Annotated in this window: 24 protein-coding genes; 8 read left to right on the top strand and 16 right to left on the bottom strand. The window is 42.5% G+C overall.

Annotation, left to right across the window (positions count from 1 at the left end; genetic code table 11):
* Positions 1-21: 21 nt before the first annotated feature.
* Positions 22-645 (top strand): histidine phosphatase family protein, encoded by a 624-nt coding sequence (locus M1G14_RS07415; protein ID WP_247926469.1) that lies wholly within the window; start codon positions 22-24, stop codon positions 643-645.
* Between the two features lie 36 nt (positions 646-681).
* Here M1G14_RS07415 and lysS read toward each other — a convergent pair whose 3' ends face one another.
* From lysS to M1G14_RS07395, 4 genes are all read right to left on the bottom strand, one after another.
* The gene (gene lysS / locus M1G14_RS07410; protein WP_003016025.1) at positions 682-2,172 is read right to left on the bottom strand and encodes a lysine--tRNA ligase; all 1,491 of its coding nucleotides are present in this window, start codon (positions 2,170-2,172) and stop codon (positions 682-684) included.
* A 258-nt stretch (positions 2,173-2,430) separates the two neighbouring features.
* Positions 2,431-3,774, bottom strand: coding sequence for an ABC transporter permease (locus M1G14_RS07405; RefSeq protein WP_247926468.1), 1,344 nt, complete (start codon positions 3,772-3,774; stop codon positions 2,431-2,433).
* The gene (locus M1G14_RS07400) at positions 3,774-4,469 is read right to left on the bottom strand and encodes an ABC transporter ATP-binding protein (RefSeq protein WP_003002759.1); all 696 of its coding nucleotides are present in this window, start codon (positions 4,467-4,469) and stop codon (positions 3,774-3,776) included. Before M1G14_RS07400 ends, M1G14_RS07405 begins: the two co-directional genes overlap by 1 nt.
* Positions 4,453-5,610 (bottom strand): efflux RND transporter periplasmic adaptor subunit, encoded by a 1,158-nt coding sequence (locus M1G14_RS07395; RefSeq protein WP_247926467.1) that lies wholly within the window; start codon positions 5,608-5,610, stop codon positions 4,453-4,455. Before M1G14_RS07395 ends, M1G14_RS07400 begins: the two co-directional genes overlap by 17 nt.
* A 179-nt stretch (positions 5,611-5,789) precedes the next feature.
* On the opposite strand from M1G14_RS07395, the gene gorA reads away from it, so the two are divergent.
* The gene (gene gorA, locus M1G14_RS07390; RefSeq protein WP_049485722.1) at positions 5,790-7,139 is read left to right on the top strand and encodes a glutathione-disulfide reductase; all 1,350 of its coding nucleotides are present in this window, start codon (positions 5,790-5,792) and stop codon (positions 7,137-7,139) included.
* Positions 7,140-7,332: 193 nt separating this feature from the next.
* Here the strand turns inward: gorA and M1G14_RS07385 are convergent, their stop codons facing one another.
* From M1G14_RS07385 to M1G14_RS07375, 3 genes are all read right to left on the bottom strand, one after another.
* A complete protein-coding gene (locus tag M1G14_RS07385; RefSeq protein WP_003015569.1) occupies positions 7,333-8,064 on the bottom strand; it encodes a cyclase family protein in 732 nt (243 codons plus the stop codon).
* Between the two features lie 12 nt (positions 8,065-8,076).
* Positions 8,077-9,219: a 5-methyltetrahydropteroyltriglutamate--homocysteine S-methyltransferase gene (locus tag M1G14_RS07380; RefSeq protein WP_247926466.1), complete on the bottom strand. Its 1,143-nt coding sequence runs from the start codon at positions 9,217-9,219 to the stop codon at positions 8,077-8,079.
* A gap of 160 nt (positions 9,220-9,379) precedes the next feature.
* The gene (locus tag M1G14_RS07375) at positions 9,380-9,592 is read right to left on the bottom strand and encodes a YdbC family protein (protein ID WP_003002541.1); all 213 of its coding nucleotides are present in this window, start codon (positions 9,590-9,592) and stop codon (positions 9,380-9,382) included.
* 90 nt (positions 9,593-9,682) lie between these two features.
* On the opposite strand from M1G14_RS07375, the gene M1G14_RS07370 reads away from it, so the two are divergent.
* Positions 9,683-10,015, top strand: a complete 333-nt coding sequence (locus M1G14_RS07370) for a hypothetical protein (RefSeq protein WP_013903885.1) — start codon at positions 9,683-9,685, stop codon at positions 10,013-10,015.
* A gap of 15 nt (positions 10,016-10,030) precedes the next feature.
* Here the strand turns inward: M1G14_RS07370 and M1G14_RS07365 are convergent, their stop codons facing one another.
* Both M1G14_RS07365 and M1G14_RS07360 read right to left on the bottom strand, forming a co-directional pair.
* Positions 10,031-11,317 carry a peptidase U32 family protein gene (locus tag M1G14_RS07365; protein WP_003002878.1) on the bottom strand — a complete coding sequence of 429 codons (1,287 nt, stop codon included), beginning with the start codon at positions 11,315-11,317 and terminating at the stop codon, positions 10,031-10,033.
* Positions 11,318-11,412: 95 nt separating this feature from the next.
* Positions 11,413-12,342: a peptidase U32 family protein gene (locus tag M1G14_RS07360; RefSeq protein WP_045759685.1), complete on the bottom strand. Its 930-nt coding sequence runs from the start codon at positions 12,340-12,342 to the stop codon at positions 11,413-11,415.
* A gap of 129 nt (positions 12,343-12,471) precedes the next feature.
* Here M1G14_RS07360 and M1G14_RS07355 point away from each other — a divergent pair, with 129 nt between their 5' ends.
* Positions 12,472-12,765 carry a DUF3270 family protein gene (locus tag M1G14_RS07355; RefSeq protein ID WP_003002735.1) on the top strand — a complete coding sequence of 98 codons (294 nt, stop codon included), beginning with the start codon at positions 12,472-12,474 and terminating at the stop codon, positions 12,763-12,765.
* A gap of 129 nt (positions 12,766-12,894) precedes the next feature.
* Here M1G14_RS07355 and M1G14_RS07350 read toward each other — a convergent pair whose 3' ends face one another.
* From M1G14_RS07350 to M1G14_RS07320, 7 genes are all read right to left on the bottom strand, one after another.
* The gene (locus M1G14_RS07350; RefSeq protein WP_023918695.1) at positions 12,895-13,353 is read right to left on the bottom strand and encodes a YtxH domain-containing protein; all 459 of its coding nucleotides are present in this window, start codon (positions 13,351-13,353) and stop codon (positions 12,895-12,897) included.
* Positions 13,354-13,367: 14 nt separating this feature from the next.
* The gene (locus M1G14_RS07345; RefSeq protein WP_049523225.1) at positions 13,368-13,751 is read right to left on the bottom strand and encodes a DUF948 domain-containing protein; all 384 of its coding nucleotides are present in this window, start codon (positions 13,749-13,751) and stop codon (positions 13,368-13,370) included.
* A 3-nt stretch (positions 13,752-13,754) separates the two neighbouring features.
* Positions 13,755-14,537 (bottom strand): prolipoprotein diacylglyceryl transferase, encoded by a 783-nt coding sequence (gene lgt, locus M1G14_RS07340; protein WP_049523224.1) that lies wholly within the window; start codon positions 14,535-14,537, stop codon positions 13,755-13,757.
* Positions 14,534-15,466 (bottom strand): HPr(Ser) kinase/phosphatase, encoded by a 933-nt coding sequence (hprK, locus tag M1G14_RS07335; protein WP_021153591.1) that lies wholly within the window; start codon positions 15,464-15,466, stop codon positions 14,534-14,536. Before hprK ends, lgt begins: the two co-directional genes overlap by 4 nt.
* Before the next feature lie 559 nt (positions 15,467-16,025).
* The gene (locus tag M1G14_RS07330; RefSeq protein WP_003005023.1) at positions 16,026-16,307 is read right to left on the bottom strand and encodes a PspC domain-containing protein; all 282 of its coding nucleotides are present in this window, start codon (positions 16,305-16,307) and stop codon (positions 16,026-16,028) included.
* Positions 16,308-16,381: 74 nt separating this feature from the next.
* The gene (locus M1G14_RS07325) at positions 16,382-16,837 is read right to left on the bottom strand and encodes a SprT family protein (protein ID WP_049523222.1); all 456 of its coding nucleotides are present in this window, start codon (positions 16,835-16,837) and stop codon (positions 16,382-16,384) included.
* Positions 16,824-18,980, bottom strand: coding sequence for a Tex family protein (locus M1G14_RS07320; protein ID WP_414716623.1), 2,157 nt, complete (start codon positions 18,978-18,980; stop codon positions 16,824-16,826). The genes M1G14_RS07325 and M1G14_RS07320 overlap by 14 nt, the downstream gene beginning before the upstream one ends.
* Positions 18,981-19,127: 147 nt before the next feature.
* On the opposite strand from M1G14_RS07320, the gene M1G14_RS07315 reads away from it, so the two are divergent.
* The 4 genes from M1G14_RS07315 (at position 19,128) to zwf (ending at position 22,664) form a co-directional block, all read left to right on the top strand.
* Complete coding sequence (locus tag M1G14_RS07315) at positions 19,128-19,277, top strand: SPJ_0845 family protein (protein WP_023918704.1); 150 nt, start codon at positions 19,128-19,130, stop codon at positions 19,275-19,277.
* Positions 19,277-20,182: a permease gene (locus tag M1G14_RS07310; RefSeq protein WP_247926465.1), complete on the top strand. Its 906-nt coding sequence runs from the start codon at positions 19,277-19,279 to the stop codon at positions 20,180-20,182. The genes M1G14_RS07315 and M1G14_RS07310 overlap by 1 nt, the downstream gene beginning before the upstream one ends.
* A complete protein-coding gene (locus M1G14_RS07305) occupies positions 20,179-20,994 on the top strand; it encodes a TIGR03943 family putative permease subunit (protein WP_247926464.1) in 816 nt (271 codons plus the stop codon). Before M1G14_RS07310 ends, M1G14_RS07305 begins: the two co-directional genes overlap by 4 nt.
* Before the next feature lie 203 nt (positions 20,995-21,197).
* Positions 21,198-22,664 (top strand): glucose-6-phosphate dehydrogenase, encoded by a 1,467-nt coding sequence (gene zwf, locus M1G14_RS07300; protein ID WP_247926463.1) that lies wholly within the window; start codon positions 21,198-21,200, stop codon positions 22,662-22,664.
* Positions 22,665-22,705 lie beyond the last annotated feature (41 nt).

Genomic DNA, 22,705 nt, shown 5'->3' with positions numbered 1-22,705 from the left:
GACAGAGAAGGAGACAAGATTGTGAAACTATATTTTATTCGACACGGACGGACAGAATGGAATGAAGAAGGACGTTTTCAGGGATCAAATGGCGATTCTCCGCTGTTACCAGCCTCTATTCATCAGCTTGAAAAATTAGGAAAGCACCTGGCTACTGTTCCTTTTGATGCAGCCTTTGCAAGTGATCTACCACGAACAGTCCATACCGCACAGATCCTCCTCGATCAATTGGAAACACCTCTAGAATTGCAAGCAATGCCTGCTCTTCGTGAATGGAATTTGGGAAAATTGGAAGGAGCTAAAATTTCTACTATTTCAGCTATCTATCCCCAACAAATGGATGCCTTTCGCCATAACCTAGCCCGCTTTCAAAATGAAATCTTTGATGCAGAATCTGTCTATGAAACGACCAAACGTACCTGTGATTTTGTAAAAAGCCTGAAAGGAAAAGAGCTCGATACCGTTCTCATCGTTGGACATGGGGCTAATTTGACAGCTTCTATTCGAACCTTGCTTGGTTATGACACAGGAGAACTTCGCAAAAATGGCGGACTAGATAATGCCAGCGTGACGATTCTGACAACAGATGATTTTGAGCACTATCACTTAGACACTTGGAACGACACCTCTTATATGGAAGACTAAAAAACACTGATCTTGCGATCAGTGTTTTCTTTTAGCTTATTTCATAGTTGGGAAGAGAAGGACGTCACGAATTGTTGTTACATTTGTCAACAACATAACGAGACGGTCAATACCAATTCCAAGTCCACCTGTTGGTGGCATACCATATTCAAGGGCTTCAACATAGTCATAGTCAATGCCTGTAGCTTCGTCATCTCCCAATTCTTTGGCACGCGCTTGTGCTTCAAAACGTTGCAATTGATCGATCGGATCATTCAATTCGGTGAAGGCATTCGCATACTCTTTGGTCATGATGAAGAGTTCGAAACGGTCAGTGAAGCGTGGATCTTCTGGATTTTTCTTAGCCAAAGGTGACACTGCTACTGGGTGACCGTAAACAAAAGTTGGTTGTGTCAAGGTTTCTTCAACGAATTCTTCGAAGAAGGCATTGATAATTTGTCCCACTTCTGTGTAGTGTTTTTCAACTGGTACATGTTTTTCGTTTGCAAGTGCTACAGCTTCTTCAAAGGTCATGTCTTGCCAGAAGTCAACACCTGTGATTTCTTTGATCGCATCAACCATGTGAACCCGTTTGAATGGTTCGTTGATTTTGATTTCTGTTCCTTGGTAGTCAATTGGACCATCACCATGGACCGCTTTCGCAGCATGTTGGATAATGCCTTCTGTTAAGTCCATGATATCGTGGAAGTCAGCGTAAGCTTGGTAGACTTCGATAGAAGTGAATTCAGGGTTGTGAGTAGCATCCATTCCTTCGTTACGGAAGATCCGTCCGATTTCATAAACGCGTTCCATCCCACCAACAATCAAACGTTTCAAGTGGAGCTCAGTCGCGATACGAAGCACCATATCAATGTTTTGTGCATTGTGGTGAGTGATAAATGGTTTGGCAGCCGCACCACCAGCTTCATTGTGAAGCACTGGTGTTTCCACTTCAAGGAATCCTTGACCATCTAAATAACGACGGATTTCAGAGATGATTTTTGAACGGGTTACAAAGCGTTCGAAGCTTTCACGGTTTGAAATCAAATCCAAATAACGTTTGCGATAGATGGTTTCAACATCTGAAAGTCCGTGGAATTTTTCAGGCAAAGGACGAAGGGCTTTTGACAAGTGAGTGATATGAGTTGCTTTAATCGAAAGTTCACCCATATCTGTGCGCATGATTTCCCCTTCAACACCAAGGAAATCACCAAGGTCTGCTTTTTTGAAGATCTCGTAGTTTTCTTCTCCAACTGCATCCTTACGAACGTAGATCTGAATTTGACCTTCACGGTCTTGAAGATGGGCAAAGCCAACCTTTCCTTTTCCACGTTTTGTTACAAGACGACCGGCAATAATAGCTGTTTCGTTCAAGTCGTGGAGTTGTTCTTTATCTAATTCTGAATATTTTTCTTTTAATTGACCTGAATTTGCAGTGCGTTCGAATCGCTTCCCAAATGGATCGATTCCTTGTTCACGAAGGGCCGCCATTTTCTCACGACGGACAATCTGCTGGTCATTTAATTCTTCCATATGTTCAGTAGTCATTTGGAACCTCCTAAGTTATTCTCTCCTATTCTATCATATTTAGGCCAGAAATTCACTAATATTTACCAATTAAACAAAAATAAGAAGGAAGAAAAAATGCAGCTTCTTGAATGAATACTCTAAAACATCTGAAGACCGTCGTTGACTACCTAAATAGCTTGACCTGTATAAGACAATATGATTGAAAAGGGTTCGACAAAAGTACAAAAAAGGAGCGTGGTGAATCCTGAACCATTCATCCTGACCCGCTCCTATTTTTTATTCATAACGCAGTGCTTCGATCGGATTTAACTTAGAAGCCTTATTCGCTGGTAAAATTCCAAAGATGATGCCTACAAAAGCAGAGAAAATAATACTGCCGATGGCGACATTTAAGGAAATAATCGGTGGTCCTTCTAGGGAGGCTGCTGCGAGTGTAGTAATCAAGCTATTCACACCATAAGCAAGGCCAAGTCCAATCAGCCCACCAATGATGGTCAAGACCATCGACTCAATCAAAAATTGAACCAGAATCTTACCTCGGGTTGCTCCCAATGCTTTGCGAAGGCCAATTTCTCTCGTCCGCTCAGTGACAGAAACCAACATGATATTCATGACTCCGATCCCACCAACTAAGAGAGAAATCCCAGCAATAGCTCCGATTACTGATGTCATAATTCCTACTACTTTGTTGGTTTCCTCTAGGATGCTATCCAAATTAAAGATTTGAAATTCTCCCTGGCGAACACCTGAAAGTTCTGTTAACTTTTGAGCAGCTTCGATCCCGACGGTTTTGATCTGCTTCACATCCGGCACATGGACGACAATGTTCTGAATCTCGTCTGTTCCAAATTCAGAAGCCAGCTGGGTATTGGCCATCAAGGCACTTCCACCTGAAGAAGCTCCATAGAGGGCTGTCCCGGCATTTGGATCCTTGAAAATACCAACGACGCGATAATTGTTGTCCCCAACAGAGACCACCTGATTCAGTGGATTCTCCGTTCCAAATAATTGTTGGGCCAATCCTTCATCAAGGAGCACCACCCGGGAGAAATTACTATAGTCTGAAGGGGTTAATTTTCGTCCAGATAAGAGCTCAACCTTTTTGACAGAAAAATAGGTTTCATTTACCCCTTGGATGTTTACCCCTTCTGCTTTTTTCTTTTGAAAAGCAATGGTTGCATTGGAGGTATTGCCAACATAGTAACCATCGATGCCTTGAATCTTGGTTAATTCCTTAACCCAAGATTCTTGCACAACTGGCGGTGCTTCTTGAACTTGACCATCAACATCTTCAGCGTTTTCCCCATCGATATCCGATGGAGCAGCCATCCCTCGGTCTTCAGCTGCAGAGCCACTTTCGCCTCCGCCTTCTCCTTCTCCAGTATCATCAGAAGGGCCAATATTGATCCCAGTCACATAGCCACTCTTGTTGGGAGAATAAGAGATTTGTACATACTCTTGGTCCTTGGTGAAGGTCTTGGTGACACCAGCTTTCATTCCATCTCCAAGAGCCATGATGACAACGACAGAAGCAACCCCAATAATGATCCCTACCATGGTCAAGAAAGACCGTAATTTATGGCTCATAATCGAGCTGATCGCAAATTTCCAATTTTGCATTAGGTCCCCCTTTCCAGCTTGCTATCTGAGGAGATCACTCCATCACGAATGACGATGCGGCGATGCGCAAAGGCTGCAATTTCTGGCTCGTGTGTAACCATGATAATGGTTTTTCCTTCTTGGTTTAGCTTGGTTAACAAGTCCATTATTTGCTCCCCCGTCTTGGTATCTAGGGCTCCAGTCGGCTCATCTGCTAAGACGATGGCTGGCTGATTGACAAGGGCTCGAGCAATCGCAACCCGCTGTTTTTGACCCCCTGAGAGTTCCGACGGCAAATGGTGCATGCGAGAATGGAGCTCCACCTTTTCAAGGTACTGCTCAGCTAATTCCTTCCGTTTAGCAGGATGAACCCCTGCATAAATGAGAGGCAGTTCTACATTTTGAAAGGCATTGAGCTTAGAGAGAAGAAAGAATTGTTGAAAGACAAAACCGATCTGTTCATTTCGAACACGTGCTAATTTTTTCTCACTGAGATTTCCAACCTCCTGACCTTCTAGGAAATACTCTCCACTGGTCGGGCGGTCCAACAAGCCAATGACGTTCATCAAGGTCGATTTCCCTGAGCCAGATGGACCCATAATGGCCACAAATTCTCCCTCTTCGACTTCTAAATCGATGTCTTTTAAGACACGAAGTTCCTGATCCCCATTTTTATAGGTTTTATTGATTCCTTTTAGCTCAATCAATTTTGTCATATTTTCCGATCTCTTTTCCATCTTCCAGTTTCTCATTAGGATTCACAATAACTTGAGCATCTTTCTTCAAGCCTGACAAGATTTCCTGGTTTTCAGCATCGGCGTTACCAAGAGTTACTTTTACTTTCTTAGCCTTGCCATTTTCGACCGTCCATACATAACTCGTATCCCCATCAGCCATGACACTTGTCACGGGAACAAGGGGATGTTGAGTAGAACTTTTGACTTCAATATTGACAGAAAAGCCTTGTTTGAGTTCTCCAATCTCACTGGTAATATCCACTGTAAATGGGTACTTGGCTCCACCGCTTCCTTGTGTTCCACCTGCTGCATTGGCACCTGCTTGACCCGCGTCAGTCGGATAGTTCGCTACATAAGAAATCTTTCCTGTCCAGGTTTTATCCGGATAAACCTTGGAAGTGAGGACCACTTCCTGACCCTCAGAGATATTGGCCAAATTGTATTCAGATAATTCCCCTTTAACTTGTAAATTCCCGTTGCTCACAATGTGAACCAGAGTTTGGTTGGTCCCTGTAGTCGATTTTGAAACATCTTTATTGACTTCGACCACGGTACCATCTGTATTACTCCTGACTGTTGTCGCATCCAGAAGAGCCTTAGCCTTGTTCATATTATCGACCGCATCTGACTTAGCATCTCGTAAATCGCTAGCTTGAGAATCGACTGTTCGTTGGGTCTGCGAAGCCAATTTGGCATCTGCTTCTTCATCTCCTGTCGTATCAATGGTCACACCATTTGTCAGTAAATCATTTAACTGACGATCTGCCTTATTGACAGCACGAACGGCTGCATCATAAGCGGTTTGGGCCTCTGTACTGCTATACTGAACAATCGGCTGACCGGCTGTTACTTGATCTCCTACATTGACCAAAATCGACTGCAAATCCCCTTTGGTTCCATCAAAATAGACATACTGCTCCTGGTTGGCAGTGACTTTCCCAGTTAACAAGACTGAAGAAGCGATCGATCCATCCTTGACCGTTTGCACCATTGGAGTTTCTTTCGTGATTGCTTGATCAGGAGTACTTGGGTGCGAAAACACCATCACACTTCCTGTTCCAATCACCGCAATAGCTGCACCTGCAGCTGCAAATAGTTGCCATTTTTTCAATTTCTTCATCGTTTTTCTCCATCAAAGAAAGCGTTTTATTCTATACCATAGTATACCATATTTCCTTACTTTTCTATCTAAAATTGACACGGCAACATGAAATTTAAATGCTTGGTAACATGCTAAACCCTTGACTTTTGTAACAGTTGATATTACAATCAAACTGAAGTCCCATTTAGGAGGAAAACATGAAAGAATTTGATATTATTTCAATCGGTGGAGGTAGTGGAGGAATTGCTACGATGAACCGGGCTGGAGAGTACGGAGCGCGCGCTGCTGTCATTGAAGAAAAACAATTGGGTGGCACCTGTGTCAACAGAGGATGTGTGCCTAAAAAGATTATGTGGTATGGTGCACAAATTGCAGAAGCAATTCGCGATTATGGACCAGACTATGGATTTACTTCTGAACAGACAAAATTTGATTTTGCAACCTTAAGAAAAAATCGCGAAGCCTATATTGACCGTTCCCGTAATTCCTATGATGGCAGTTTCAAACGCAATGGGGTTGAACGAATTGAAGGACGTGCCCGTTTTGTGGATGCTCATACGGTTGAGGTAAATGGAGAAACCATTAAGGCCAAGCATATCGTAATTGCGACCGGTGCCCATCCCTTTATTCCTTCTGTTCCTGGAGCTGAATTTGGCGAAACTTCTGATGATGTCTTTGCTTGGGAAGAACTTCCTACATCTGTTGCCATTATTGGAGCTGGCTACATCGCAGTGGAGCTAGCCGGTGTGCTCCATGCCCTTGGTGTTCAGACCGATCTCTTCGTTCGCGGTGATCGTCCCTTAAGAAAGTTTGATTCCTACATTGTCGATGGCTTAATGGAAGAAATGGAAAAACAAAACCTTCCGCTTCACAAACATAAGGTTCCCATGAAGCTTGAAAAATTAGAAGACGGTCGTGTGAAGATTTATTTTGAGGATATGACCAGCCACGTGGCAGATCATGTTATCTGGGCAACAGGACGAAAACCAAACGTCCAGGATCTCAATCTAGAAGCTGCAGGCGTCACCTTAAATGAAAAGGGATTCATTGAAGTAGATGAATACCAGAATACAGTTATTCCAGGAATCTATGCTCTTGGGGATGTTACAGGAGAAAAAGAATTAACCCCTGTCGCTATTAAAGCTGGACGCACTCTTTCTGAACGACTATTCAATGGAAAAGTCAATGCCAAAATGGATTATACAAACATCCCAACCGTTGTCTTTTCTCACCCTGCTATTGGAACCGTTGGCCTAACGGAGGAAGAAGCCCAGCAAACTTATGGTAAAGAGAATATCAAAGTCTATACTTCTCAATTTGCTTCCATGTACACCGCTGTTACCCAACACCGCCAGCAAGCAAAATTCAAACTCATCACTGCTGGTCCCGAAGAAAGGGTCGTTGGCCTTCATGGTCTTGGCTACGGAGTCGATGAAATGATCCAAGGATTTGCAGTTGCTATCAAGATGGGAGCGACAAAAGCCGATTTCGATGCAACTGTCGCCATTCACCCAACCGGATCCGAAGAATTTGTGACAATGAGATAAAAAATAAGAGGCTGGGACAAAAGTCCTAGCCTCTCAATTGTTTTTGGATTGTCGAGCAAGACGCAGTGGTTGAGTGGGCTCTAATACGCTGATTTCATCAGCTTTTACAGCCCTACTCAACTGTGCGGAGGTGGTACGACGAAATCGAATTCTATCAAATTACCGATTTCTGTCCCACTCTCTTTTTCTTTGTTTATGGTAAGATGGCAATGGCACGGACAGGTGAACCAGTTGCCTTGTCCCAGTGAGGGAAAGCAATCGAAATCAAGGCACCTACAGCTGGAACTTGGTCCAATTGGTTCAAGACTTCAACTTGGTAGATATTTTGTTCCAAGAGGTAGTATTCATTGACCAAGCCATGCTCTGCTGCTGGAATACCTGCATCGGTATCAAAGGTTTCATGACCCACAGCCTTGACATGGCGTTCATGAATCAAGAATTCCAAGGCTTCACGGCTCCATCCTGGACTTTGTTGAACACCATTTTCATCTAGGTTACGCATAGCATCTTGATCTGGCCAACGTTTTGACCAATCACTGCGGAAGGCAACAAAAGCACCCTCAGCAATTTGTCCATGCTCTGCCTCAAAGTCTAAGATATCTTGTTTGCTCAAGATAAAGTTTGGATTGGCAGCAACTTCTTTAGACTTGTCGATAACATAAAGTGGCAAGAGGAGATCTTTGAGGTCAATCTCATCCAACCAACGACCCCCTTCTACAAAGTGAATCGGTGCATCAATATGCGTTCCGTATTGACCAACCACTGTAAATTTTTGAACATGGAAACCATCTTTTAATGTGAAAAGATCTTCTTGTTGCAAAGCAGGAAGGGCTGGGAAGTGTGGACTTTCCGCATTGATTTGGTGACTCAAGTCCACCCATTTTTTAGCTTGCAATTCTTTATAAATACTTAGTAAATCTGACATGTTTCTTCCTCCTTATTCGCCCCAAACTTCAGCGACAATTTCCTTAATCAAACCTATTTTTTTCCATTGGTCTTCTTCTGTCAAAATGTTTCCTTCTTCTGTCGAAGCAAAGCCACACTGAGTAGACAGGTAAAGATTTTCCAACGGTACATACTGACTTGCTTCTTTAATACGAGCAATCACTTCGTCCTTGTTCTCCAATTGACCACTCTTAGATGTCAAGAGGCCTAACACCACTCCTTTACCAGGGGTTACTTCTGCAAGTGGTTCAAAACCACCAGCTCGATCAGTATCAAACTCTAGGAAGTAAGCATTGACGGCTTCTTCTCCAAGGAGTTCTTTGGCAATCGGCGCATAGCCACCTGATGAAGCCCAAGTAGAATGGAAGTTCCCACGACAAACATGCGTATTGACGGTCAAACCAGCTGGAACATGTTGGTAGACATCGTTGTTAAAGGTCAAGAAGAGATCAGCGAGTTCTCGACGAACCTCATCTTTTGACTTGCCTTGAGCTGCTCCCCAAGCTGTCAAGAAATTATCGTCTACCAAGACACCCCACGTACAGTCATCTACTTGAAGGGTCCGAAGTCCTGCATCATACAAATCTTGAATCACTTGAAGATAGGCTTGCTTGATATCTTCACGAACAGCCGCAAAATCAGGATAGATTTTATTCAATTGTTCTACATGTTCTGCATCTCGGATCAATTCAAAATAGAATTGCGCAGGTGCTGGAATGGTATATTTAGCCTCTACACCATCTACATCTGCTACAAGATCCCGCAAGAACTTGTAATGCTCTACAAATGGATGATTGGCTCCTGTGATTTTTCCAACGACAAGTGCTGAGTCCGCCTTGGTTGTTTCATCATGGAATTGATAGCCTTGAGCAGCTTGGACGTGATCAATGCCACCAAAGCCCCAGAAGAAATCCAAATGCCAATAAGCTCGGCGGAATTCTCCATCTGTTACTGACTTTAGACCAGCAACAATTTCTTTTTCAACGAGGTCACGAATCGCCTGATCTTCTACTTTTGTTAAGTCAGACTGACTGATTTTTCCAGCTGCGAAATCTTCACGAGCTTGAACCAAAGCTGCTGGACGAAGAAATGAACCAACATGGTCTACGCGATAAGGTGCATGTGTATGTGTCAATATGATTCCCTCTTTCCTATAAGTTTTACATTAATTCATTAATGCAACCATTATAGCAGTCCAACACTTGATAAACAAGGGTTTGGGATAATCTAATATCTTTGACATCTATATAGCCTTAGGCTATAACAAAAAAGAAGTCCTTGAAGGACCCCTTTTCTTAATTTTTAAATGCATCGAGCATGACTTGGAACTCTTCGTTTGTGAGTGTAATGCCTTTTCCCATCTTTGTATGGTCGGGACTCCAGGTCCGGATATCATACTTAGCAGGAGCACCATTAAAACTCACACGGTTCAATTCTTTGGTCCAACCCTTGTCATTTTCTGACAAGACTAGCAAATGTTCTTCGATTTGGAATGAAAATTCTGCCATTTCACGACTCCTTTCTTGCCTTCTCATCTCTATTATTCGTAAATCATTTACAAAATCGTTGAAATTATCTATAATATATTGTATCAAGTTATGGAGAATTTAGCTATGAAAAAATTTCTCGAGATCGTTAAAGACCGAGCAAATGAATTTTTCAATGGAAAAGTCAGTACCCCTGCCCCATTAGAAGATGAGAGAATTATTGAAATCATTCAACAAGCATTGCGAAAAAAACAAGGGGTACATGTTATTTTTTCAAACAAGAGTTTTACAGGCGATATTGTCAAGTATGACCAAGAACGCCGACAACTGATCGTGAAAAATTTCAAGAAGAGTATGTCCACGATTATTCGGATTTCTGAGATCCAGAAAATCAGTTTGGTCCCCAATAATATTCGCATCGCCCAACAAAAAGGAGAGGTTTAACCCTCTCTTTTTTTGTTATACTCGAACAGTTTTACTTGCCCCATCTTTTGAGTAGAGATTGATTAAGCCTTCCTGGCAAGAACGAATCATATCTCCTGGCTTGACTTCTTGAGGGACCGTGATCGTGAGAAGTTCCATCGGATTTGGTGCGCGATCAATCTTCACTCCATCCTTATCATGCAAGTCTTGGATCTGGCATTCAAAATGACGGAAGCCTGGTCCATAGAATTCCACTTGGTCGCCTTCATTGATGACATTCCGTTGGCGAATCGTCGCAGTCATGGTAGATGGATCAAAGTCCACGACTTCTCCTACAAATTTGTATTGAGGAATCTTACGACGTGCCCCAAACAATTGTTCATTTTCAGTCGGTGTTTGGTAGTAGAATCCAGTTGCTAATTCACGTTGAGCAACCTTCCACAATTCATTGATCAAATCATCCTTGATAGCATAAAAGGCTTCTGGACTTTCCATATAGGCATCACAAGCTGCCTTGTAACAGTTGGCAACAGTTGATACGTAATGGACAGATTTCATCCGGCCTTCAATCTTCAAACTATCAACCCCATTATCAATCATATCTGGAATATTTTCGATCATACACATGTCCACGGCTGACATAGAGTATTCTTCTGGGACTTGTCCTTTGATACTCTTGCGTTCTTGGCCAAATGGCATGTCGTAGAGGTCATATTTCCAACGACAAGATTGAGAACAACCACCACGGTTGGCATCTCGGTCAGACATGTGGTTAGAAAGGGTACAACGTCCGGAATAAGAAATACACATGGCTCCATGAACGAAGGCTTCGATCTCAAGATCGGTACGCTTACGGATCTCTGCCAACTCTTCCATGGATACTTCACGGGCCAAGACAACACGGGTCAAGCCATATTCTTTCCAGAAATGAAAGGTCTCCACATTGGTTGCAGAAGCTTGCGTAGACAAGTGAATATTGAGGCCAGGTGCATAGGTTGCACAGATTTCAATCAAGGCTGGGTCTGAGACGATCACGGCGTCAAGTCCCATATCTCGTAATTCACGGAACCACTCGCCAGCCCCTTGTTCATTTCCCTCATGGGTTACCATGTTTGAAGCAACGTGCACATCCACTCCACGGGCATGAGCATACTCAATACCTTCACGAAGCTCATCCATGGTGAAGTTTCCGGCACGGCTACGCAACCCATAGGCTTGTCCACCAACGAACACTGCATCTGCCCCATAATTAACGGCAACTTTTAATTTTTCTAATGTTCCAGCAGGTACCAAAACCTCTGGACGTTTTTTTGTATTTGTCATGTTTTCTCCAATTTACAAGATTGTCGATATGATGAATAGCCTCTTCGTTCCCTGAAAAAGGAAAACTCACAAACGAAGAAGCCCTAGTTTTTTTATTATTTTACACGATCTGGTTCATAATCATAGAAACCAGTATCCAAACCACGATTAGCTGGATGCAATTTGCGGATTTCTTCATCAAACAGATAGGCTTGATCCTGTGTAAATGTTCCTTTTTGAATCAAATCACGGGCCTTGACAAAGTACTCTGTAATCTTGACAAAGTTTTCACCCGGACAGTAGACACCATCGAGTTTCCAATGATCAAAGCCATGTTCAACTAACTCAGACAATTTGGTCATCATATTCAAGTCATTATTTGAGAAGATATGGGTTCCATGTTTGTCTTCGTAGACCGAATAATGAGAATTGGGATCTCCTGGCTCGGCCAAGAACAGATCCCGATCTTTGGTCACAGATTCTTCTGTCTTGATAAAGTTGTAATAATTCTGAAGAAGAGGTCGTTTCGAATGGTGAATAATGCTAGCGCCATAGACCAATACTTCTGCTGGAATCTGAAGATTCTCAGCCATTACGAATAATTCGGCAGATGGAATCTCACGAGCCAAAACAGCCTCAGAAGCACCTGCTTGTTTTCCCCAGAAATTGATCTGGCGACTAGAAGTGACCATGGTTGAGGCATCGTAAATGGTTTTGAATGGATAGCCATCTCGTTTCAAGACATAAAAAACGCCCGCATCTCCGACAGTAATATAATCAGCCTGAATTTCCTTTAGAAAATCTAGGAAAGGCTTGATTGAATCCATCATCGATTGGTGCATCAGTGCATTTACAGCTACTGTCAATTCTTTGCCAGCAGCATGGACCAGTTGGGCAATTCGATTTATTTCGTCATAGCTTAAAGTTTGAGGCAATCGTAATCCGTAGTCTTTTTCACCGACATAGATTCGGTCAACCCCTGCATCAATCAGGGCTTGCGCTTGCTCAACACTCTCTGCTGTTGCTGTAATAATAATATTTTTCATAGAACCATTATAACAAAAATTCCGATATTCTAGAAAAATTTATTCATTTTGTAAAATTTGTAACATTTTTGTAACATTTATATACCTGAATTCATGATAGAATAATAGAGTACTGTTAGGAGAGAGAAAATGCCCGTAAGAAATTTAAGACACTATGAAGAAGAATTCGATTATATCGAATTAACCAAACAAACCCAAGAAACCCCTATTCAGGACTATGCTCCTGAAGTTGAACCCGCACCTCAATTAAGTGAATTGCTATATTTTTTAAATATCGCTATTTTCTGTGTGTTGACGGTTGTATTTAGTTTTGTCTTTTTAGCAACAAAAATGAATACTTTCTTTGCGTTTGCTTTAGCGATTGGTTCTAGCTTTGCTAGTATTCAAGGGTTCCGAATTTACTACAATAAACGAAAAAAATAAAAATCAGGTTTGCCTGATTTTTTTATTTACTCGAATTTTATTAATTGAAATAACAGTTGGAAGACAAAACTTAACTGCCAATTTCCATCTTACCTTCCAAAAAAAATGAGGCTCAGTGAGCCTCATTTTTTATACTTCTTTTGTTTCTTCTTCAGCTGCTTCTTCAGAATCTTTTTCATCCAACTCTAACACGATGTCTTCAGATTCTGTTTGTTTGCGAATGGATTGAACCAAGTCATTGCCACTTAGATTTTCTTTTTGAAGTTTATCCTTAAATGAGTGATAGACTTCTTGAGATTTTTCAACCACATCTTGCGTCTTTTCTTTGACAGATTCCAAAACAGTTCCTGTCGTAATTTCTCCAGAACCAACTTTTTCTTTGGTTTGTTGGATCACTTCGGCTGCTTGTTTTGAAACATCCTTAGCAGTTTGTTTCACCGATTCATGTACTTCTTGAGGATCTTCTTGATAATCTTTTACGAAGCGCACCACCTTTTTAGTGACTTTCTTTCCTTGCTCTGTTGATAAATAGTAAGCTGCTGAAGCACCTGAAATCACACCAATTAATAAACTAGATAAACGTCCCATATTCTTCCTCGATTCTATTTAAATAATTTTGAAGCCATCTTAATCGCTTTTAATCCGATAGAGGCATTCACTGTTTTTCCACCAGCTGATACAGCTTTGGAACCTAATTGACGGGCTTGATCATTCAAATCTGAAACAGACTCTGAAAGATCCGCTACGGCTGTAAAGAGTGGGTCAATCGTTGCAACTTTTTGATTCAAATCATCCGTTAAAACATTGACTTTTGCCAATAGATCATTGGTCTGATGCAAGGTAACATTGACATCTGATGTCAAAACTTGGATCGTTTTTTGCGTCTCATCTACAACTTTTCCAATCTTTGAGAGGAAAAAAATCATATAAATGACAAGCGCTACTAAGGCAAGGCCTAAGAGGCTGTAGGCAATTTCAATAAACATATGTTACTCCTTTGTTTCTACATAATAAGGGGCTTTTTTGCGACGTTGGTAAAGGATAATGGCGAGTCCAACCAGAATCAGGATCATCGACAACCACTGGGAAACACGTAAGCCCGCAAACATCAAGCTATCAGTCCGCATTCCTTCGATGATCATCCGACCAAAACCATACCAGATAAGGTAAAAGGCTGTGATCTCACCTTGCCGCAAAAATTGGGGCTTCCTCCGAAGAATCAAGATCAAAAGAAATCCTAACAGATTCCAACTGGATTCATATAAGAACGTTGGCTGACGGTAACTACCATCTATATACATTTGATCTCGAATAAAAGAGGGCAGGTAGTTGAGACTTTTAACAGCAGCTCCATAAGCTTCCTGGTTAAAGAAGTTTCCCCAGCGACCAATACTCTGTGCAATCATGACGCTTGGGGCCGCAATATCTAAGAAATCAATTGGCTCAATCAAGCGTCTACGAGAGAATAGATAGAGGACAAGAGCACCTGTCAAGAGGCCACCATAAATCGCGATTCCTCCGTTCCAGATGGCGAAAATCTCACCAAGGTGCTGGCTATAGTAACCCCATTCGAAAATAACGTAATAGAGTCTAGCCCCCACAATCGCAAGCGGAAAGGCGATCAAAATGAAATCAATGATAGCATCTGGATCAATTTTTTTACGGAGCGCTTCTTTCATAGAAAGATAAACAGCTAGAATCAAACCAGAGACAATACAAATCGCGTACCAACGAATACTGATCGGACCTAATTGAAGGGCTACTGGATTCATTCCTTCACCTCATTTTGACTAATCAACTGGGACAAACGTTCTTCAAAAGTTTTGGTAGCATCATAGCCCATTTCTTTGGCCCGAACATTCATCGCTGCGGCTTCGATCACGACCGAAATATTCCGACCAGTCTTCACAGGGATGCGAATCCGAGGAATGGTCACGCCACCGATTTCCAACTCTTCTGCATTATTACCAAGACGATCATAAACTTGATCCTTAGCATAATTTTCCAAGTAAACGGCGATTTGGACTTGTGAAGAATCCTTGACAGCACTGGCGCCGTAGAGACTCATGACATCGATAATCCCGACACCACGGATCTCTAGTAAGTGGCGTAGGATTTCAGCTGGCTCTCCCCAAAGGGTCATCTCGTCTCTCGCATAGATATCAACTCGGTCATCTGCTACGAGGCGGTGACCCCGCTTGACAAGTTCCAGACCTGTCTCGCTTTTTCCGATTCCGCTATCTCCTTGAATCAAGACACCCATCCCATAAATATCCATCAAGACACCGTGTACACTCGTACGTTCTGCTAGCCGACTATCCAAATAGCTAGAAAGCTCTCCAGATAAACGACTCGTTGCAACATTGCTCTTTAAAATGGCTAGTTGCTTCTCTTCCGCAGCACGCAACATTTCTTCTGGAATTTCTAAATTCCGCGCGACAATGATGACAGGTGTCTCTGGCTGGAACATCTTGCGCAGGACCTGATGACGGTTGTGAGAGCTCATCTTCACCAGGTAGGACCATTCTTTCATTCCTACAAGCTGAATCCGCTCAGGTGTGTAATAGTCGAAATAGCCCGTCATTTCAAGACCTGGACGTGAAATATCCGCAGTCGTAATTTCCTTGCTTAAGAGTTTATCATCCCCATAAACAACCGATAGACGAAGCTTTTCCTGTAGATCGCGAACAGTAACTGCCATATCATTCTCCCTTTTCAAATTCTCTCTCTATTATAGCAGATTTTCTCTTCAGACGAGAGACTGAAGTGTCATTTGAAAGATCCATTTTCAACTCCTTTTTAAGGCAAGCAAAAAGAGGCCAAGACAAAGGTCTCCAACCTCTAGGAAATGATGGGAACATATGAAGAATGCTCTAGTCTTCGCCTTGCAAAAAATCTTTAATCATAGATTTGATTCCGGTAGAGACTGCATAAACCACCGCGTTTGAAGGAAATGAGATCAAGCCTAGCATAAAGGTGGTAGGTCCTCCCCCCAGCAAGGACAAAACCAGATACAAAATCGGAAGAAATAAAATCGAAAACCGATAAATTTGTGGCTTTCTAGCCATTTCTGTTGGCAGAAACAAGAGGTAGAAGAGGCTATTCCAAATGCCCAGTGGAAAAAGGAGCATTCCGATCAAAACTGTTCCAACTCCTTCACCAAAAAAACGATTTAAAATGAAAAACTGTCCTATAAAACTGAAGAAGAGATATAGAATAAAAGCAAGGGAATAGAACTTCTGCTTCACTCAAATCTCCTTTTAGAAAAATGGACTATCATTCTGATCATGGATGGGTTCGGCCTCTTTTCTTCGACGAGGTCGAGGGCCATAGTCAAACATTTCCTGCTCCTCCTCGTCCTTATAAGGCAAGGTCGTATCTAACAGTAAATAGATAATCACACCGATAAAGGCATGAGAAACCGTAAAAAGAATAAACAAGAAGCGTAGGAGAGTTACACTAAGACCAAATTTATCAGCTAAGCCAGCTAGCACACCTGAAACCAGGCGATGTCGTTTTAATTTGTAAAATGATGATGTCATTTGATTTTCCTCTTTCTAGTTAGACCTATTTTAGCAGAGTCGAACTGGAAAGAGATCCGCCTAAAGACTGATTCTTACACTTGTCTCATTTCAAGAAATTGCAGGCAGCTGTGACAGCGACCGCAGGCATATTTCTTCAGATCGATTTTTCGCTTTCGTCTATACTCTTGGCCACAATGGGGACATTGATAGAGATAGATCCGCTTGACTCGCCCAGTTCTATCTGGTAGAGGAGGTGTGAAACGAAGACCGTCCACTTGCTGGAGAAGTTGCTTAAAGTCTAGATCTTTGTGGCGATAGCCTTTTCCTTGATCGTAAAGATGGTAATGGCAGAGCTCGTGACGGACGATTTTACGAAAGACCTCTAACCCGAAAGCTTGGTATATTTTCGGGTTGAAATCAAGGTGTCGATCTTTGGGAAAGAAACGACCCCCAGTAGTTTGAAGACGTGAATTCCACTCTGCTTGATGGCGGAATTCTCTCCCAAAATCTTCTAGGGATACTTGGCGTACATACTCAGTCAGATTCATTCGGAGCTACCAAACTGAGATTGACTTTTTCGCGTTCCACATCAATCTTCTTCACCCAGACGGTTACCAAATCACCTACTGATACGACCTGGCTTGGATGCTTGATAAACTGCTTGCTCATATGGGAGATATGAATCAAGCCATCTTCGTGAATGCCAATATCGACAAAGGCCCCAAAGTCAACCACATTGCGCACAACCCCTTCTAATTTTTGGCCTATATGGAGGTCTTTAATATCCAAGACATCCTGACGGAGCACGGGTGCATCAAAGGAATCCCGCAAATCGCGACCTGGTTTTAGGAGATCGGCAATAATATCTTTCAGGGTTTCTGGTCCCAGATCCAGCTGAGTAGACATCTCCTTTATGTTCACAGCTTTTAATTTTTCCTGAGCGGATGCATCGAGGTCGGTAATTTCAAGAAGTTGAAAAAGTTTTTCAACTTCCTTGTAACTTTCAGGGTGAACGCCGGTATTGTCCAAGATATTTTTACTTTCAGGAATGCGTAAGAATCCAGCCGCTTGCTCGAAAGCCTTGGCGCCGAGACGAGGGACTTTTTTAATCTGTGCTCGTGAAAGAATCATTCCTTCTTCTTCCCGGTATTTCACAATATTTTCAGAGATGGTTTTATTGAGTCCTGCTACATGGGCTAAGAGAGAGGGACTAGCCGTATTGATATTGACCCCAACTTGGTTGACGACAGTATCTACCACGAAATCCAAGCTTTCTGTCAGTTTTTTCTGATTGACATCGTGTTGGTATTGACCGACACCGATGGATTTGGCATCGATTTTCACCAATTCTGCTAGCGGATCTTGCAAGCGACGGGCAATGGAGATGGCCGAGCGTTTTTCAACGGTTAGCTCTGGGAACTCATGACGGGCCAACTCACTAGCTGAATAGACAGAGGCTCCGCTTTCATTGACAATAACATAGCGAACTCCTGGATGGTCATGAAGCACCTCTGCGACAAAGGCCTCACTTTCACGGCTGGCGGTTCCATTTCCAATCGCAATAATTTCTATTCCGAACTCTTTGATCAAGGAGGATAGATCCTTTTTAGCCTGCTCGATCTGAGCTGGTTTTGCAGGAGCAACTGGATAGATGACCTGGGTGGCAAGCATCTTTCCTGTCTCATCGACAACGGCTAGTTTAGCACCGGTCCGAAAGGCTGGGTCAAATCCAAGGACCACGCGCCCTTTTAATGGAGGAATGAGCAATAGATTCCGTAGATTTTCAGAGAACAATTGAATGGCTCCGTCTTCTGCCACCTCCGTTAACTCTGTCCGAATCCGACGTTCAATCGCAGGAACGATTTTTTTCTTAACCGCTTGTTGAATAACCTCATCGACATAGGCATTTTTCGTTTTAAAACGAGCCTCAAAAATACGAATGATCCGATCCAGTTGGTGCTCGAATCCGACTTTGAGAACGCCCAATTTTTCCCCACGATTGAGAGCTAGAGTCCGGTAGCCTTGCATATTCTTGATCTTCTCAGAAAAATCATAATAGATTTCAAAGGTTCTCTTAGGATCTAAGCTTTCATCCTTCAAGGTTGACGTCATGAGGGAATGCCCATGAATTTCTTGATAGGTGAGGGCCCGTAATTGGGTATCCTCTGAAATAGCCTCTACCAGAATATCCACTGCACCAGCTAATGCTGCGGTTTCAGTTGGGAAGGCCTCGCAGGTAAATTTCCGAGCCTCTGCTTCCAAGTCTGGACTATTTTGCAAAATGAGACGTGCCAAGGGGAAAAGTCCTGCTTCTCGTGCAATCGTCGCCTTGGTCCGCCGTTTTTCCTTATATGGGAGATAGAGCTCTTCGACATCCGCTAATTTTTCAGCAGCCTCAATAGCCTGCTTGAGCGCCTCTGTCAGTTTGCCCTGTTCCTCAATCTTAGCAAGGACAGTTTCCTTTCGTTCGGCTAGAGTCGTTAAGGATTTGTCCCGGTCAATAATGGCCTTGATCGCTACTTCATCTAAATTTCCCGTCATATCTTTTCGATAGCGGGCAATGAAAGGAATAGTTGAGCCTTCTGCGGTCAGACTCAATACGGTATCGATTTGTTTTAAGCTAACACCCAATTTTTGGGCTATTTTTTCATATTTATCCATAGCCTCTATTATAGCATATTTTGCTGCCATCAAGGGTGAGAGCGCCTGTTCTGGTCTCTGTTTCAGGGATTTTTCAGAGAATAATTTTGACCCTATGGTTCTTTCCTTTTATGCTCCATTTCCCCCTTGCTCTTTCCTTTTTGTTATAATGAAAGAAAATAAAAAGGAGGCCCAACAATGGCTATTAAATTCTCAAAAACAGATGATCTTGATAAAATGTTTGAAAATTTTGCGAGTTTTCCGGATGTAGAAAAGAAAGTAGAATTTCCTGAAGAAAAAAAGAAGGCAGAAACTGCTACAACTAAAGAAGCAAAGAAGGTTAAGTAATGACATTCTTTCAACACCTTCCCTCTAGCGTCTTGCAGGCTGGGGCTATTTTTCTCTCGATTATTATCGAAGCCCTACCGTTTGTCCTAATCGGAAGTATCATTTCAGGGATTATTGAGGTCTATATCACCCCCGAGAGGGTCTACCGCTTTCTTCCCAAGAATAAATTTGGGCGGATCTTCTTTGGGACCTTTATCGGCTTTATCTTTCCTTCCTGTGAATGTGGAATTGTCCCCATTATCAATCGCTTTCTAGAAAAGAAAGTTCCAAGTTATACTGCTGTTCCCTTTCTGGTGACAGCACCGGTCATCAATCCTATCGTTCTCTTTGCGACCTACTCAGCCTTTGGGAATTCTGTCAAGATGGCCCTCTACCGCGCCCTTGGTTCCCTACTGGTCGCAACAGTGCTAGGAATCTTTCTTGGTTTTATTCAGACAGATTCGATCCAAAAAGAACATCGTAAGGCTGTACATGAACATGATTTTAGGGACTTGAGCAAAGGTCAAAAGCTTTTCCAAGTCTTAGTGCAAGCCATTGATGAATTCTTTGATACGGGACGCTACTTGGTATTTGGTTGTCTCTTTGCCAGCATCGTCCAAGTCTATGTCCCAACACGGATCCTCACTTCGATCAGTGCGACACCGGTTATTGCTATTCTCCTTCTCATGGTCTTATCCTTTCTCCTCTCACTTTGTAGCGAGGCGGACGCCTTTGTTGGATCCTCTCTTCTAACAAGTTTTGGAGTAGCGCCTGTTCTTGCCTTTCTGGTGATTGGGCCTATGCTTGATGTCAAAAATCTCCTCATGATGAAAAATTATCTCAAGACCCGTTTTATCTGGCAATTTATCGGAATTGTGAGTGGAGTCGTGCTCCTTTATGCTTGGTTTGTGGGGGTAGTGCTATGATTCGTTTCTTGATATTAGCTGGCTATTTTGAGCTCACCATGTACCTACAATTATCTGGTAAGCTCAATCAATACATCAACTTACACTATTCTTACTTGGCTTATATTTCCATGTTCTTGTCCTTTGTTTTAGCTCTTGTGCAGCTGATCATCTGGGTCAAGCAGATGAAGATCCACAGTCATCTCTCTGGCTTCTGGGCAAAAGTGGCGAGTATTTTCTTGCTCTGTATTCCTTTGTTTGTCGGGCTATTTTTCCCTACAGTGACACTGGATTCCCAAACAGTTTCTGCCAAAGGCTACCACTTCCCAGTTGCGGCTGGATCTTCCAAGGAAATCCAGCAGGACGAAGGGACAACAACCCAGTATCTCAAACCAGATACTAGTAGCTATTTTACCAAATCTGCCTATGAGTCAGAAATGAAGCAGGCGGCAAAGAAATATGTGGATAAAAAAGTGATCCAGGTGACCACTGAGAATTACATGGAAGTCATGGAAGTGATTTATGATTATCCTGACCAATTTGCAGGAAAGACAATCGAGCTGATCGGCTTTGTATACAATGACCCCAATAACAAGGATAGCCAATTTCTCTTTCGCTTTGGGATCATCCACTGTATCGCAGATTCCGGAGTCTACGGTCTCTTAACGACGGGTGCTCCGCAGCATTTCGAAAACAACACTTGGATCCATGCGAAAGGAACCTTGTCCATTGAATACCACAAGCAGCTCAAGCAAAGCTTGCCTGTCCTCCACATTAGTGATTGCCAGACTATTACAAAACCGGATAATCCATATGTCTACCGCGTATTCTGATGGAGTTACCAAGTTTCTTCGGTGGTCGATCCAAACAGCTTATAGCAATTGAAGCTAGAATCTACATTGATTCTAGCTTTTTCTATGCTTTCCTCTCAAATCCTCTCATCCAGCGGAAAATATTCGGAACAACGATTCCATCAAAGAAATCTTGTAGATTTTATGGTAAAATATGGTTAATAAAATAGGAAATAGGTACTTAAATGTCTTCAAAAGTTATTGTAACCATTTTCGGGGCCAGTGGAGATTTAGCCAAGCGCAAACTCTACCCATCCCTTTTTAGACTCTATAAATCAGGAAATCTATCTGAAAACTTTGCGGTTATCGGAACAGCCCGCAGACCATGGAGCAAGGAATACTTTGAATCAGTCGTGGTAGAATCCATTACAGATCTGGCCGATAGCCCTCAACAAGCTCAAGAATTCGCTAGTCATTTCTACTACCAAAGCCACGATGTCAATGATACCGAACATTACATCGCCCTGCGCGAATTACAAAACAGCTTGGATGAAAAATACCAAACGGAACACAACAAGGTCTTCTTCTTGTCCATGGCTCCTCAATTTTTTGGAACCATTGCCAAACACCTCAAATCAGAAGGCATTGTGGATGGGCAAGGCTTTGAGCGCTTGATCGTTGAAAAACCTTTCGGTACAGACCTGGAAACAGCTAGTCAGCTCAACAAGGAATTGGAAGAAACCTTTGATGAAGAACAAATCTTCCGGATCGACCATTACCTTGGAAAAGAAATGATCCAAAATATCTTTGCCATTCGTTTTGGAAATCTTATTTTTGATAATCTTTGGAACCGAGATTTTATTGACAATATCCAAATTACTTTTGCTGAACGCTTAGGAGTTGAAGAACGCGGTGGCTACTACGATCACTCGGGGGCCCTTCGAGATATGGTGCAAAACCATACCCTTCAGCTTTTGTCATTGCTTGCCATGGATAAACCAGCTACCTTTACCAAGGATGCGATTCGGGCAGAAAAAGTTAAAGTTTTTGAGCAATTGCACAATCCAACAGATGAGGAACTGAAGAAATTCTTTATCCGTGGTCAATACCATTCAGGTACGATCGAAGGGAAAAAAGATATCTCTTATCGTAGTGAGCCCAATGTCGACCCTGAATCTACTACAGAAACCTATGCTTCTGGTGCATTCTTTGTTGATAGCGATCGCTTCCGCGGTGTGCCTTTCTTCTTCCGTACTGGAAAACGCTTGACGCAAAAAGGAACCATGGTCAATGTGGTCTTCAAGCAAACCGACTCCATCTTTAGACATAGTTTGCAACCAAATGTCTTGACCATTTATATCCAACCAAATGAAGGCTTCTCATTGGGCATCAACGGAAAAGAGGTCGGAGAAAAATTCAGTATCGCACCAATTTCCTTTGACTACGAAACAGATGCGACCGCAACTGGAGCTTCACCAGAGCCTTATGAAAAATTAATTTTTGACGTTTTAAACAATGACTCAACCAATTACAGCCACTGGCACGAGGTTCGTGCTTCATGGCAATTGATTGACCGGATTGAAAAACTATGGGCTGAAAATGGAGCTCCGCTCTATGAATACAAGTCAGGATCCATGGGACCAACTGCATCCGATGATCTCCTTGCAGAATACGGAGCTGAATGGGTTTGGAAACCTGAACCTAAGAATTAAGGAAAGCCACCTTCGGGTGGTTTTTTTGATAGCGCAAGGAA

Origin of the sequence: Streptococcus parasanguinis (assembly GCF_023109675.1) — a bacterium.
GTDB classification, from domain to species: Bacteria; Bacillota; Bacilli; order Lactobacillales; family Streptococcaceae; genus Streptococcus; species Streptococcus parasanguinis_I.
Note: the sequence above shows the minus strand (reverse complement) of the source record. Positions and strands in the feature narration are given on the sequence as shown.

Excerpts from the sequence above, each read along its gene's own strand:
- lysS (WP_003016025.1), bottom strand. The coding sequence starts at position 2,172 with ATGACTACTGAACATATGGAAGAATTAAATGACCAGCAGATTGTCCGT.
- M1G14_RS07405 (WP_247926468.1), bottom strand. The coding sequence starts at position 3,774 with ATGCAAAATTGGAAATTTGCGATCAGCTCGATTATGAGCCATAAATTA.
- M1G14_RS07400 (WP_003002759.1), bottom strand. The coding sequence starts at position 4,469 with ATGACAAAATTGATTGAGCTAAAAGGAATCAATAAAACCTATAAAAAT.
- M1G14_RS07395 (WP_247926467.1), bottom strand. The coding sequence starts at position 5,610 with ATGAAGAAATTGAAAAAATGGCAACTATTTGCAGCTGCAGGTGCAGCT.
- gorA (WP_049485722.1), top strand. The coding sequence starts at position 5,790 with ATGAAAGAATTTGATATTATTTCAATCGGTGGAGGTAGTGGAGGAATT.
- M1G14_RS07385 (WP_003015569.1), bottom strand. The coding sequence starts at position 8,064 with ATGTCAGATTTACTAAGTATTTATAAAGAATTGCAAGCTAAAAAATGG.
- M1G14_RS07375 (WP_003002541.1), bottom strand. The coding sequence starts at position 9,592 with ATGGCAGAATTTTCATTCCAAATCGAAGAACATTTGCTAGTCTTGTCA.
- M1G14_RS07370 (WP_013903885.1), top strand. The coding sequence starts at position 9,683 with ATGGAGAATTTAGCTATGAAAAAATTTCTCGAGATCGTTAAAGACCGA.
- M1G14_RS07365 (WP_003002878.1), bottom strand. The coding sequence starts at position 11,317 with ATGACAAATACAAAAAAACGTCCAGAGGTTTTGGTACCTGCTGGAACA.
- M1G14_RS07360 (WP_045759685.1), bottom strand. The coding sequence starts at position 12,342 with ATGAAAAATATTATTATTACAGCAACAGCAGAGAGTGTTGAGCAAGCG.
- M1G14_RS07355 (WP_003002735.1), top strand. The coding sequence starts at position 12,472 with ATGCCCGTAAGAAATTTAAGACACTATGAAGAAGAATTCGATTATATC.
- M1G14_RS07350 (WP_023918695.1), bottom strand. The coding sequence starts at position 13,353 with ATGGGACGTTTATCTAGTTTATTAATTGGTGTGATTTCAGGTGCTTCA.
- M1G14_RS07345 (WP_049523225.1), bottom strand. The coding sequence starts at position 13,751 with ATGTTTATTGAAATTGCCTACAGCCTCTTAGGCCTTGCCTTAGTAGCG.
- lgt (WP_049523224.1), bottom strand. The coding sequence starts at position 14,537 with ATGAATCCAGTAGCCCTTCAATTAGGTCCGATCAGTATTCGTTGGTAC.
- hprK (WP_021153591.1), bottom strand. The coding sequence starts at position 15,466 with ATGGCAGTTACTGTTCGCGATCTACAGGAAAAGCTTCGTCTATCGGTT.
- M1G14_RS07330 (WP_003005023.1), bottom strand. The coding sequence starts at position 16,307 with ATGACATCATCATTTTACAAATTAAAACGACATCGCCTGGTTTCAGGT.
- M1G14_RS07325 (WP_049523222.1), bottom strand. The coding sequence starts at position 16,837 with ATGAATCTGACTGAGTATGTACGCCAAGTATCCCTAGAAGATTTTGGG.
- M1G14_RS07320 (WP_414716623.1), bottom strand. The coding sequence starts at position 18,980 with ATGGCAGCAAAATATGCTATAATAGAGGCTATGGATAAATATGAAAAA.
- M1G14_RS07315 (WP_023918704.1), top strand. The coding sequence starts at position 19,128 with ATGGCTATTAAATTCTCAAAAACAGATGATCTTGATAAAATGTTTGAA.
- M1G14_RS07310 (WP_247926465.1), top strand. The coding sequence starts at position 19,277 with ATGACATTCTTTCAACACCTTCCCTCTAGCGTCTTGCAGGCTGGGGCT.
- M1G14_RS07305 (WP_247926464.1), top strand. The coding sequence starts at position 20,179 with ATGATTCGTTTCTTGATATTAGCTGGCTATTTTGAGCTCACCATGTAC.
- zwf (WP_247926463.1), top strand. The coding sequence starts at position 21,198 with ATGTCTTCAAAAGTTATTGTAACCATTTTCGGGGCCAGTGGAGATTTA.